The organism is Butyricicoccus faecihominis, from assembly GCF_024462775.1.
GTDB classification, from domain to species: domain Bacteria; phylum Bacillota; class Clostridia; order Oscillospirales; family Butyricicoccaceae; genus Agathobaculum; species Agathobaculum faecihominis_A.
Genome location: NZ_JANGCE010000025.1, coordinates 20221 through 32660, shown reverse-complemented (window position 1 = coordinate 32660; position 12440 = coordinate 20221). Strand labels below are relative to the sequence as shown.

The window sequence follows — 12440 nt, the reverse complement described above, 5'->3', positions numbered from 1 at the left end:
CTTTGGGCTTCCCCCGACGAGGGGAAGCTGGCACGGCGAAGCCGTGACTGATGGGGGGCGCATGAATGGGCAGCATGATGAGCGTGGCTGCCTTAAAGTGCGCTATTCGTTACGCCCCCCATTCGTCACGCGCCTACGGCGCGCGCCACCTTCCCCTCGTGGGGGGGAAGGCCAAAGGGGAAGCGCCACCCTGCCAACATAATCAAAAAGAAGATACGGGAGGAACTGAAAATGAAAAAGTACTTATCTCTGGCGCTGGCCGGTACCATGCTGCTCGGCGCGCTCGCGGGCTGCGGCGCGGGCGGCGGCTCGGACGAGGGAAGCGCGGCGGGCGACGTGTTCACCGTGGCCTACTGCAACTCCGGCGACTCGGACGTGTTCGACAAGCTCAAGAAGGATACCTTTAACGAACTCGTGGCGGGCGACGCGACGATCAAGGTCGTCAACTCCGAAGCCAATATGGACCCCCAGAAGCAGCTCAACCAGATCGACGACGCGATCATGCAGGAGGTCGACGCGATCATCGCGGTGCCGATCGACTATTCCGGCATCACCCCGGGCGTTAAGGCCGCGAACGACGCGGGCATCCCCGTCATCTGCCTCGGCATTGAATCGGAGGGCGGCGATTACACCTTCGTCGGCTGCCAGAACCGCGACGCGGGCGTGATGCAGGCCGAATACATGGCCGAGGTGCTGCCCGAAAACGCCAAGGTGCTCTACCTGTCCGGCACGCCCGGCCTGTACCACTCCGTGCAGCGGCACGACGGCTTCTACGAGACCATGGCCGAAAAGCGCCCCGACGTGGAGCTGATGGCCGAAATGACCGGCGAGTACACCCGCGACAAGGCGCAGAAGGTCGTGGAGGACTGGTGCCAGTCCTACCCCGAATTTGACGCAATCGTTTGCGCGAACGACCAGATGGCGCTTGGTTCCGTCGAAGCGCTGAAGGCCGCGGGCCGCCTCACCGGCGTGCTGGTGGCGGGCGTGGACGCGACCGACGAAGCCCTGCAAAAGATTAAGGAAGGCGAAATGGCCATTTCGATCCGCCAGTCCGCCCCGGCGCTCGCGCAGAACTGCTACGAGACCATCCAGAAGATGCAGAAGGGCGAGGACCCCGGCGAAAAGGTCGTTGTGGATTTCGAGCCTGTCACCGCGGACAACGTAGACGATTTTTTGAAGTAAGAGAACCATCCATCCGACACCAAAAAATGAATTTAAGAAAGTGAGTGTATCAAAATGTTGATTGGCGAAAAGAAGATAGACAGACCGTTCCGCTGGGGCATCGTGGGCGGCGGCAAGACGAGCGGCGTGGGCTACAAGCACCGTCTGGGCGCGATGCGCGACAACACCTCGTTTGTACTGAAAGCGGCCGCGTTCGATCTGGATTTCCAGCGCTGCGTGGATTTCGGCACGGCGCTGTGCATGGACAAGGACCGCCTGTACCCGGATTACAAGACCATGTTCGAGGCCGAGGCGAAGCGCCCGGACGGCATCGAAGCCGTGGACATCGCCACCCCGAACTTCCAGCACTTCGAGGTCTGCAAGGCCGCGCTGGAAGCCGGTCTGCACGTCATTTGCGAAAAGCCGCTGTTCTTCACCGTGGAAGAGGGCGAGGAGATCAAGAAGATTTCCGAGCGCGTGGGCAAGCTTGTCTGCGTGACCTACGGCTTCTCCGGCTTCGACCTGCTCACGCAGATGCGGCAGATGATCCTGAACGGCGACATCGGCGAGGTCACCATGGTCGATTTGCGCTACGCGCACGGCTTCGGATGCGACCCGACCGGCGACACGCAGGCCGAGGGCCAGAAGTGGCGCGTCGATCCCAAGAAGTCCGGCCCGTCCTTCGTGCTGGGCGACCTGTCCACCCATACCTTCTACATGTCCGAGCTGGTCTGCCCGCAGCTCAAACTCAAGCAGGTGCTGTGCGACCGCCAGAGCTTCGTCGGCTCCCGCGCGCCCTTGGAGGACAACGCCTACGTGCTGATGCGGTATGAAAACGGCGCGGTGGGCCGCATGTGGGCCTCGGCCGTCAACGCGGGCGATATGTCGAGCCAGCACATCCGCATCGTCGGCACCAAGGCCTCGCTGGAGTGGAACGACATGCACCCGGACGAACTGCACTATGAGGTACAGGGCAAGCCCGCGCAGACCTTGGTGCGCGCCATGGACTACCTGACCCCGGAAGCGCTGGAGTACGAACGCTTGGGCGCGCTGCACTACACCGGCCTGATCGATTCTTGGTCCAACCTCTATAACCGCTTCGCGGTCGCGATGGACGCGAAGAACCGCGGCGACGAAGAGACGCTGAAAAACCTCGTTTACCCCGATTTGGAGCACGGCATCGAAGGCATCCGCTGGGTGGTCAAGTGCGTCGAATCCGCTGACAAGGGCGCCGTCTGGGTGGACTTTAAGTAAAACCAATTCTTTTCTTTTTTCTTCTTTCTTCTCTGGCCGGCGGGCACGTCCTTGGCGTGCCCGCCACAGCCGAACCACCGACGCGGAAACCCGCCCTCGTAGGGGGGAGCTCAAAGGGCGCGTCCTCGTTCTAGCCTTCCCCCAACGAGGGGAAGGTGGCGCGCGCCGCAGGCGCGTGACGAAAGGGGGGCGTAACGAATAGCGCACTTTAAGGCAGCCACGCACATCAATGCTGCCAATTCATGCGCCCCCCATCAGACCCGCGCTTCGCGCGGCCCAGCTTCCCCTCGTCGGGGGAAGCCCAAAGGGCGCTCTGCGCGCGCAGCTTAAGTTTACGCATATGCCCAACGAGGGGAAGGTGGCGCGCGCCGTAAGGCGCGTGACGAATGGGGGGCTTTACGAATAGCGCACGTTAAGGCATCCGCGCGTATCAATGCCGACAATCCTCACGCCCCCCCTCAGACCCGCGCTCCGCGCGGCCCAGCTCCCCCTCGTGGTAGGGAGCCCAAAGGGCGTTTGCCGTCCAGTTATCACTTGTGTATCCTTAACTGAATGACATTGCCTGTGTCGCTCGTTCCTATAATCAACAGAATAACGGAGGATAATATTATGAAACTAGCAATTTGCACGGACGTATTCGCGGACCTGTCCTTCACGGACATGCTGGACAAGGTAAAAAGTCTGGGGCTGGACGCGGTGGAAATGACCGCGGGCGGCTGGGGCGCGCGCAAGCATATTGACACCGCCGCGCTGCTGGCGGACGAGGGCAAGCGCAAGGACCTGCTGGCCGAGCTCGACAAGCGCGGCATGCGCATTTCGGCGCTGAACACCTCCTGCAACCCGACGTGGCCGAGCGAGACCGGCAAGGAATACGCGAAAAGCATGTACGACTGCGCCGCGCTCGCGGGCAAGCTGGGCGTAAAAAAGCTGGTGGCCATGGCGGGCCTGCCCGCGGGCGCGCCCGGCGACACCACGCCCAACTGGATCACCTCGACGGTCTCGTGGCCGGACTTCATGGCACCGGCCTATGAATACCAGTGGAAGGTGACCATCGAGTTCTGGAAGGAATTTGCGGCGCATTGTGAAAAGTGCGGCGTGGAGCAGATCGCGATCGAGGAGTTCCCGGGCACGATGGTGTGGAGCGCTTCGACGCTGCTGAAGCTGCGCGAGGCGGTGGGGCCGATGATCGGCATCAACCTCGACCCGTCGCACATGATGGTGCTGGGCGCGGACCCGATCGCGGCGGCGCGAAAGCTCGCGGGCTGCATCTACCACGTGCACGGCAAGGACGCGCGCATCGAGCGCGGCTTGGCGGATGTGGACGGCATTTTGGAGCCCCGCCCGGTCACCGATTCGGCGGAGCGCGTGTGGAACTACGTGGCCGTCGGCTGCGGCAAGGACCTGCAGTGGTGGAAGGAGTTCTTCTCGGTAGTCCACATGATGGGCTACGACGGCGACGTTTCCCTCGAAATGGAGGACCTGACCATGTCCACCGAGGCGGGCGTCCTTACCTCGATCGACGCGCTGAAGCAGACCGTCAGCAAATAAGAAATCCCATGATAATGGGGCCGCCGAAGCGCTTCGGCGGCCCTCTTTTTCGCATGAAGGCCAAATGGAAAGATGGAGAAATGCGCACATATATACCGATATAAAAAGAATGGTGACGTTCCCATTTTGAAAAAATGATATAAATATGTGGATGTTGTTAACAAAGTTCGCGCGGCAAGATTGTGAGAAATATGCATTGCGAAGCAGCGGCAGGCCGCCTATAATAAGGCTATCGAGAGAAGAAAATTTGGCTTGCGGAAATGAGGTCGGCCGGTGATGCGTCCCACAATCAAGACAATAGCAGACGAGGCCGGAACCTCTAAATCCACGGTGGACCGCGCGCTGAAAGGGCAGTCCGGCGTCAAGCCCGAACTGCGCGAGCGCATCCTTCGCATCGCGGAGGAGAGCGGGTACCGCACCAACGCGGCCGGCCGGGCGCTGCGCAGGCAGCGTTCGCCCATGCGGATCGCGGTGGTTTTTCGGTGGCGCGTGTTTGAACAGCAGATTCGCGAGGGGCTGGAAGCGGCGCAGAGCGAATTCTACGATCTGGGCATCCGGTTGGAATTTTACGATATGCACACGGGCGAGTACGAGGAGCAGTACCGCCTATTGCGGCAGCTCGCGGCGAGCGGCGTGCGCGGCGTGGTGCTCAAGCCGGTGCTGCATCCCCGCATCATCGAAGCGGTCAACCTGCTCGAGGCAAAGGGCATACCGGTCATCACGGTCAGCTCGGATTTGCCGCAGTCCAAACGCTTTTGCTTTATTGGACAAAACTACTTTCAGGCGGGCCGCGTGGCGGGCAGCCTGATGCACACGGCGCTGGGCGGGCGCGGAAACGTAACGGTCTTTCAGGAAAGCGCCCAGTACCATGCCTATACCGAACGGCTAAAGGGCTTTCAGAAAGCGCTGGAGCAAAAGGGCGGCTCGGTCGCGGTGCGGCAGGTGCGCTGCATCGGCGAGGGCGACCCGCAGAACTACGGGCAGGCGCTCGCCTATTTCCAAAGCGCGGAAAAAACCGACGGCGTGTTTTGCACGGGCATCAGCTATCCGCAGATCGCGCAGGCGGCGCTGGACAGCGGCCGCGCGCGCATCGCCTTGATCGGCTGCGATATTTTTGAGGAGACCATCGAACTATGCCGTAAGGACGCGGTCGATTTCGTAATCACCCAAAACCCGTTCCGAGAGGGCTATGAAAGCATCAAGGCGCTGTATCAATACCTGCTCAGCGGCGACAGGCCGCCGGAGCCGACGTTTTATACGCCGCTGAACATAGCGAACAAGGAAAGCCTTGAAAATCTGGACCCACAGATGAGAAACCGGATATGATTTTTTTGCGCCCAATATGGGAACGTTCCCGGTTTTGCGTGTCGATAGCAATCGGCATTCGCCGGACGGGGCTTTTGAAAAGAAAGGGTGATAGACCATGGATAAGAAAACAATGCAGGCGGCGGTATTCGAGGGCGGCGGCGTGATCCGCGTGCGGGAGATACCGATCCCCCGGATCGAGGCGGCGGACGATGTGCTGCTGCACGTGGAAGCGGCGAGCATCTGCGGCAGCGACCTGCACATTTTGAAGGTGCCGCAGGGACAGCGGGGCGACCCGGGCACGACGATGGGGCATGAATTCGCGGCCACGGTGGAGGCGGTCGGCAGCAGTGTGCAAAACGTTGCGCCGGGCGACCGCGTGGTGGTGGAGCCAAATATCCGCTGCGGCGTGTGCCCCGCATGTAGAAGCGGCCATGAAAACCTGTGCCGCAACGCGCAAAACATCGGCCAGTGGAAAAACGGCGGGTTCGCGGAATACTGCGTGGTACCGGCGAAGCAGCTGCATCCGATCCCGCCGGAGCTGCCCGCCAAACTGGCCGCGCTGGCCGAGCCGCTGGCCTGCGTGCTGAACGGGGTGCGGCGCATCCGTCCGCTGCCGTTCGAGCGCGTGGCGCTGTTTGGCGCGGGGGCGATCGGCCTTATCTTTCTGCGGGTGCTGAAGGTTTGCGGCGTGCGCCATGTGGCGGTATGCGAAACCATGGAGAGCCGCCGCCGGGACGCGGTGCGCTGCGGCGCGGACGCGGTGATCGATCCGTCGAAGGAACCGCTGGCCGAGGCGCTCGGCGCGTGCTGGGGCGAGCTGGCCGATATTGCGATCGACGCGGTCGGCGCGGGGCCCGTGCTCGCGCAGGCGATCGATGGGATGAAATGCGGCGGCCGCATTCTGGTGTTTGGACAGGACGGCACACAGCGGTCGTCCATCCGCCCGGCGGACATCAACATCAAGGAGCTGACCATTACGGCGACGCTGAGCACGCTGCACAGCTTCCCGCCCGCGATCGAGCTGCTGCAAGACCCGGCGCTCCAGCTGGACCGGCTGATCACGCACGAGCTGCCGCTGGACGAAATAGAAACGGGCATTGCGCTGATGCGCGCGCGCGAGGCGGTCAAAATCGTGCTGTACCCGCGCGGCGCGGACGGACAGAGGAGGGCGTAACATGGAAAAAAAACTGCGTTTTGGCATGGTGGGCGGCGGCAACGGGGGCAACATTGGTAACAGCCACCGCCGCGGCGCCGGAATCGACGGACTGGCGGTGCTTTCCGCCGGGTGCTTTACCCGCGACCCGGAGCGCAACCGCGCGGACGGCGAATTTTGGGGCGTGCCGCCCGACCGGATTTACGGCTCCTACGAGGAGATGGCCGAAGCCGAGGCAAAGCGGCCGGATGGGATTGACTTTGTCAGCATCGTCACGCCCAATAAGACGCACTACGGCGTGACCAAGTGCTTTTTGGAGCATGGCATCAGCGTGGTATGCGAAAAGCCGTTCACGCTGTGCGTCCGCGAAGCGGAGGAGCTGCGCGATTTGGCCGAGAAAAACGGCCTTGCGGTCTGCGTGCCCTATACCTACGCGCACTATCCCATCATGCGGGAATGCAAACGGCTGATCGAAGCGGGGGAGATCGGCAGAATCATCGATATTGTGGCGGAATACCCGCAGGATTGGATGATCTTGGGGCTAAACAGCGGGGAAAAGAACTTCACGAGCTGGATCGGCGACCCCGCGGTCTCGGGAAACTCCAATGTGACGGCCGGTATGGGCGTGCACCTATACTATTTGATCCGCTCCATGACCGGCCTGCGGCTGGACCGCGTGCTGGCCGATTTCAGCTATTACCCGGAAGGCGCGCCGCTCGAAACGACCGCCCGCGTGCTGCTGCGCTGCGCGGACGGCACGGGCGGGCTGCTGTGGACCTCGAACACGGCGATCGGGCACGATTGTACGATCGAACTCAAGATCATGGGGGACAAGGGCACGGTCGAGTGGTCGCACGACGATCCGACCCACCTGCGGCTGTCCAAGCTGGGGGGAACGGTACAGATCTTGGCCGCGGGGCGCGATTACTTGGGCGCGGACAGCAGGGCGGCTTCCCGCCTGCCCGCCGGTCACCCGGAAGGGTTTTACGAGGCGTTCGCCAACCTGTACCGGGCGTTCTGCCAGCACCTGCTGGATCGGAAAAACGGCGTTTGCGAATCGGACGACCGCTATTTCTACCCGCGCGCGCAGGACGGCGTGGACGGCGTGCGCTTTGTGCAGGCCTGCGTCGAAAGCTGCCGCGGGGGGAACGTCTGGGTACGGCTGGACGAGGTGCAATGACGGGGCGGTAGCGAACGGCCCGGCGATCAGGACGAAAACAAACGATAAAAACCCGGCGCCCTTCTTGGCTTTCGCCAAATGGACGCCGGGTTTTCTCGTTATACCGCACTGTCGGCGCTATGGTTCCGGAAAGCAAGCGGCGGCGCGCTACCCGGCGAACGCGGGCGCGCCGGTTTTGACAAATTCCTTGATCGCTAGGCTGTCCGGCAGGTGCATCATGTGGTGGCGGGTGAGGGGCAGCAGAATCAGCCCGGCCACCGTATGCTTGCCCCAGAAAGCCTTGAGCCATATCGAGTTTTTGCACGCCAGCAGGCCGCCCTCGCCGTCAAGCCGATCCAAAGCGGCGGGCGCGGGCTTTCGTTTCAGGTCGTCAGGGGTCAAGCTTTTTAAAAGGGCGCGCGTTTGGCGGCCCACCGCGTCGCGGTACGCGATCAGCGCCCGCTTATCGATCCGCTTGCTGAGATCGATGATCTGCGCGTCCGTCATGGCGTTGCCGGTGTCCTTGACGGCGACGCCCAGCCGGTTCAGCCATGCGTCGTTTAAAATTTGGTCTTGCTCCGCGATCAAAAGGTTGCCCACCAGATCTTCGATTCTGGCGATGTGCCACAGATGCCACGCGATGGTCTCGTCTTTTTTCGTGGGCATCACGCTGTACGCCTCGTCGGGCAGACCGTCCAATAGATCGTCGCAGAACGTGGGCCGGTCGCTGTCGGATACCGTGCCGGTGTGCGTGATCGCGTGAATGGTGAGCGCCAGCTCCATCGCCTCTTCAAAGGCTTTGGAGGATTTGATCAGCCTGCGCAATTTGTCAATTTGGGGTTTGTAGTCGCTCTCTATATCAAACATTTCGCGTATCTCCTTTTTTATAGTCAGTATAACTGCTTTGCGCGCTTTTTTCAATGCGGAACTAAGTTTTGGATTTTACACCCCGTCGGCAAAGCTTTAACCGTTTTGTTGTTGCATCGAAGAGGCGAATCGTCTATAATAAGCACGGACTATCCGGTCGAAAAATGGCGAACAGTTAAATGGCCGTTTGGGATACGTGTATTGTTTTTGTGAAATTGCGCATATATAGAGACAGCGAAAAAAGGAGACCTCTGATGTTTGGCAGCAACGATAAGCAACCAAAGAAGGGAGCGCACATCGTGCAGAAGCAGGATAAAGCGCCAAAGTCCGCGAAGGGCAAAAGCCGCGCGCCGCTGGCCGCCGCGATAGCGGGCGGTGTGTTTGCGCTGCTCGTTTTGCTGCTGTGCGGGTTCACCTATCTGTACCCGAATGTGTTCCCCGGCGTTACCGTGGGGTCGATCCCCGTGGGCGGCATGAACCGAACCGAGGCGCTGGAAGAGATTGAGGAAAAAAGCGAGCCGCTTTATAAAAACGCCGCGGTATCCGTTACCATTTATGAAAAGACCTATGATATCCCCGTGACCGACGTGCTCGAAGGCATTGACGCGAAGGGCTCGGCGGAGAACGCCATGGCGGTCGGCCGCACGGGCAACCCGTTTGCGCGCATGTGGCAGGTCGTTTCGGCTGTTTTCGGTCAGGGCGAGGCGCAGCTTGCCGCCACGGTGGATGAAGAGGGCCTGCAAAAAACGCTGGCCGATATCGGCGCCGAAGCGCTGACCGACCCGGTCGAGCCCACTTGGGACATCGGCGAGGACACCATGACCATCCATGCGGGCAAGCCCGGCGTGAAGTTCGACAGCGCGGTGGTCGAGAAGGCGCTCGCGGGCAAGATCCGGCTGATGGATTTTGAACCCTACGCGGTCGACACCACGCTGACCGAGACCCCGCAGATCGATCTGGATAAGATCGGCGAGGCCGTGATCGGCGAAGCCGTGAGCGCCACGGTCGATAAGAAGGACGGCAAGACCATTGTGCCCGAAAAGCCCGGCGTGCAATTCGATATGGAAGAGGCAAAAAAGATCGTGGGCGACGGCTCGGCCGAAAGCTATCAAATTCCGATCAAAAAGACCCCGGCCAAGGTCACGGCGGCGGATTTGAAGGAAAAGCTGTTCCGCGACACGCTCGCGCAAACCTCCACCTATCTGGACGAGGGCAACACCCAGCGCACCAACAACGTGCGCCTCGCCTCCAAGGCGATCAACGGCACGATTCTAAACCCCGGCGATGAATTTTCCTACAACGGCGTCGTCGGCGAGCGCACCGAGGCGCGCGGCTACAAGCCCGCGCACGCCTATGTAAACGGACAGATCGTGGATGAATTCGGCGGCGGCGTGTGCCAGCCGTCCTCCACCCTGTATATGGCCGTGCTCCGCGCCGATTTGGCGGTTACGGAGCGCACCAACCACAGCTTTACCGTGGCCTACACGCCGCTGGGCGAGGACGCGACGGTGGACTTTGGCAATCTCGATTTCCGCTTTAAAAACAGCACCGATTATCCGATCAAGATATTGGCCCAGCAGACGGACGGCCAGATGATCATGACGCTGGTCGGCACCAAGGTGAGCGATAAATCGGTCAAGACCCGCACCGAGGTGCTCGCGACCTACGCGCCGAGCACGGTGGAAAAGAAGGATAATTCCATGACGGTGGGCCAGACGCGGCTGGATCAGAGCGGTATCACCGGCTATTCCACCCGCACCTACAAGGTCGTGACCGAAAACGGCAAAACCACCGAAGTGCTGGCCAACAATTCGAGCTACCAGAAGCGGGATAAGATCGTTTATGTCGGCACCATCCAGCCCACGCCGCCCAAGACCGAAACGCCTAAAACGGATACGCCCGATCCCGAAGCGCCCAAGAGCGAGGGCGAGGGCGCGGAATCCGGCGGGCAAGCGCCCGCGGAGGGCGCCGGCGAAGGGGACGGCGGCGAGGGCGCGCAACCGGCGGCCTGATCGGGCCGCCGCAAAATGAAGGGGGAAAACAAGATGGGTAATTTCGCAGAGATACGAAAGCAAGTCAAGGCAAGGAGCAAGGAGCAGGTGACCGAGCACCTCGGCCGCTGCATCGGCGTCAACGTGCTGTTCGCGCTGCCGCTGATCCTGATTCTGATCATTTGGATGTTCATTGTATTCGCGCCGCTGCTCCGGCTCAGCTTCATGGGGGCGGCGCCGTCGCCCGCGCAGGTGAGCGGCGCGCTGGTCAACCTATACGGCAGCTATTTTCTGCTGATGGCGCTGATGTTCTTTGTCGCGGGTCCGCTGACCTACGGCATGCAGAAGTTTTACATAGGCCTGTCGCGCGGGGAGGAGCCCGGCGTTTCGATTCTGTTCCGGCCCTTTACCTCGCTGCGCTCCTACTGGACCGGCGTGAAAATGAGCGCCTGTCTGGCGCTGCGCGGCTGGCTGTGGATGCTGGCGCCCACGGTGATCTATACGGTCGTTCTGGTCGCCGCCACTATTTCCGAGGCAATGCGCCAGTCGCAGATGTACGGACGGGGCTATGGCTTTGATACCACCGGCGGTTCGGGCGCGGGCGCGGTCGTCCTCGTGGCCTCTATTTTGTTCATTATCGCCGTCCTGATCCTTTCGGTCAAGGTCGGCACCTATATGGCGGGCTATGCGCTGGTGCACGAGGATGAGCGGCGCGGCGTTTGGGCCGCCACGCGCGAGGGCAGCCGCGCGTTCAAGGGCAATCTGTTCCAGCTGTTTGTTTTCTATCTCAGCTTCATCGGCTGGTACCTGCTGTTTTTCGCGCTGTATTTTGTGTGCGCCCTGCTGGGCACATTGGGCGGCAGCCCGCTGATCTTCGCGCTTGCCATGATTGCGCTGCTATGCATTTGCTTGGTGCTGGGCACCTTCATCGGCGCTTACACGACGACTTCGTTCTACGGCCTGTATCAGGCGATCGCGCCCGCCATGCCGCGCGGCCCGGTCGATGTGTTCGGCGTGCCGATCGAGAACGCCGCCCCGGCGGCGGCCCCGCAGCCCGCGCCGCTGCCGACTCCCGAACCCGCGCCGGAGCCTGTGGCCGAGCCCGAACCCGCGCCCGCGCCGGAGGACCAGAGCGGTGCGGACGGCGGCGACGCGCCCACGCCCGAGGCGTGATTTGGACGCTTGACTTCGCTTGCCTCCTCTGCTATACTAAAGGCACGACAAGACAGGGGTGCCGCCACCGGCGGCTGAGAAATACCCTATGAACCTGATCCGGGTCATGCCGGCGGAGGGAGTCCAAATAAACAGCAAGGCGCGTTTCGATTTTGCGCTGCGTCAGCTTTTTTGAACGCCCCCGGCCGCATCGGCCGGGGGCGTTTTTTCCGTCTTGCGGTTTATCGATGGGGAGGAATATAGAAATGACTGAAACAAAAAGCATGAGCCATATCCACGTGCTCGTCGAGTGCGCGCTGATGGTGGCGCTCGGCACCGTGCTGATGCTGGTAACGCTCTTCAAAGCGCCCAACGGCGGCTCGGTCACCTTGCTGAGCATGTTGCCGTTCGTGCTGGTATCGTTCCGGCACGGCACGAAATGGGGGCTGCTCACCGGTTTTGCCTGCGCGCTGATGCAGATGCTCACCGGCTGGGCCACGCCGCTTTCCGGCACCGTGCTGGCCTATTTCGGCATGATCATGCTGGACTATGTGCTTGCGTTCACACTGCTGGGCACGGCAAACGTGTTTGCAAAGCCGTTTAAAAACCGTATGCTCGGCATCGGCGTGGGCACGGCGGTCGTGTGTCTGATCCGGTTCTGCTGCTCGTTCGCCTCCGGTTTTCTGATCTGGGACAGCCTTGCGCTGAGCGGCTGGGGCGCGGTAACGTTTTCGTTCACCTATAACATCGCGTACATGCTGCCCGAAACCATTCTCACCACGGTGGCGGCGGTCATCCTGTATAAGGTCGCGCCCCGCCTGTTTGGAAGCGAAGCATAACAGATTCG

Annotated in this window: 10 protein-coding genes and 1 riboswitch; of the genes, 9 read left to right on the top strand and 1 reads right to left on the bottom strand. The window is 61.4% G+C overall.

Annotation, left to right across the window (positions count from 1 at the left end; genetic code table 11):
- Nucleotides 1–231: 231 nt before the first annotated feature.
- The 6 genes from NE562_RS12625 to NE562_RS12600 all read left to right on the top strand — a co-directional run bounded on the left by NE562_RS12625 (nucleotide 232) and on the right by NE562_RS12600 (nucleotide 7604).
- Nucleotides 232–1182 carry a sugar ABC transporter substrate-binding protein gene (locus NE562_RS12625; RefSeq protein ID WP_280962786.1) on the top strand — a complete coding sequence of 317 codons (951 nt, stop codon included), beginning with the start codon at nucleotides 232–234 and terminating at the stop codon, nucleotides 1180–1182.
- 54 nt (nucleotides 1183–1236) lie between these two features.
- Entirely contained in the window at nucleotides 1237–2415 is a 1179-nt protein-coding gene (locus NE562_RS12620) for a Gfo/Idh/MocA family protein (RefSeq protein ID WP_280962785.1), read from the top strand.
- A gap of 609 nt (nucleotides 2416–3024) precedes the next feature.
- The gene (locus NE562_RS12615; protein WP_280962784.1) at nucleotides 3025–3963 is read left to right on the top strand and encodes a sugar phosphate isomerase/epimerase family protein; all 939 of its coding nucleotides are present in this window, start codon (nucleotides 3025–3027) and stop codon (nucleotides 3961–3963) included.
- 276 nt (nucleotides 3964–4239) lie between these two features.
- Nucleotides 4240–5289, top strand: a complete 1050-nt coding sequence (locus tag NE562_RS12610) for a LacI family DNA-binding transcriptional regulator (protein ID WP_280962814.1) — start codon at nucleotides 4240–4242, stop codon at nucleotides 5287–5289.
- 97 nt (nucleotides 5290–5386) lie between these two features.
- Nucleotides 5387–6445, top strand: a complete 1059-nt coding sequence (locus NE562_RS12605) for a zinc-dependent alcohol dehydrogenase (protein ID WP_280962783.1) — start codon at nucleotides 5387–5389, stop codon at nucleotides 6443–6445.
- Nucleotide 6446: 1 nt separating this feature from the next.
- Nucleotides 6447–7604 (top strand): Gfo/Idh/MocA family protein, encoded by a 1158-nt coding sequence (locus tag NE562_RS12600; protein WP_280962782.1) that lies wholly within the window; start codon nucleotides 6447–6449, stop codon nucleotides 7602–7604.
- 147 nt (nucleotides 7605–7751) lie between these two features.
- On the opposite strand, the gene NE562_RS12595 is transcribed toward NE562_RS12600, so the two are convergent.
- Nucleotides 7752–8450, bottom strand: coding sequence for a DinB family protein (locus NE562_RS12595; protein WP_280962781.1), 699 nt, complete (start codon nucleotides 8448–8450; stop codon nucleotides 7752–7754).
- 254 nt (nucleotides 8451–8704) lie between these two features.
- Here NE562_RS12595 and NE562_RS12590 point away from each other — a divergent pair, with 254 nt between their 5' ends.
- The 3 genes from NE562_RS12590 (at nucleotide 8705) to thiT (ending at nucleotide 12432) form a co-directional block, all read left to right on the top strand.
- The gene (locus tag NE562_RS12590) at nucleotides 8705–10462 is read left to right on the top strand and encodes a VanW family protein (RefSeq protein ID WP_280962780.1); all 1758 of its coding nucleotides are present in this window, start codon (nucleotides 8705–8707) and stop codon (nucleotides 10460–10462) included.
- A gap of 33 nt (nucleotides 10463–10495) precedes the next feature.
- Nucleotides 10496–11614 carry a DUF975 family protein gene (locus NE562_RS12585; RefSeq protein ID WP_280962779.1) on the top strand — a complete coding sequence of 373 codons (1119 nt, stop codon included), beginning with the start codon at nucleotides 10496–10498 and terminating at the stop codon, nucleotides 11612–11614.
- 44 nt (nucleotides 11615–11658) lie between these two features.
- Nucleotides 11659–11752: riboswitch (TPP riboswitch) on the top strand.
- Nucleotides 11753–11859: 107 nt separating this feature from the next.
- Entirely contained in the window at nucleotides 11860–12432 is a 573-nt protein-coding gene (gene thiT / locus NE562_RS12580) for an energy-coupled thiamine transporter ThiT (RefSeq protein WP_280962778.1), read from the top strand.
- Nucleotides 12433–12440: the final 8 nt, after the last annotated feature.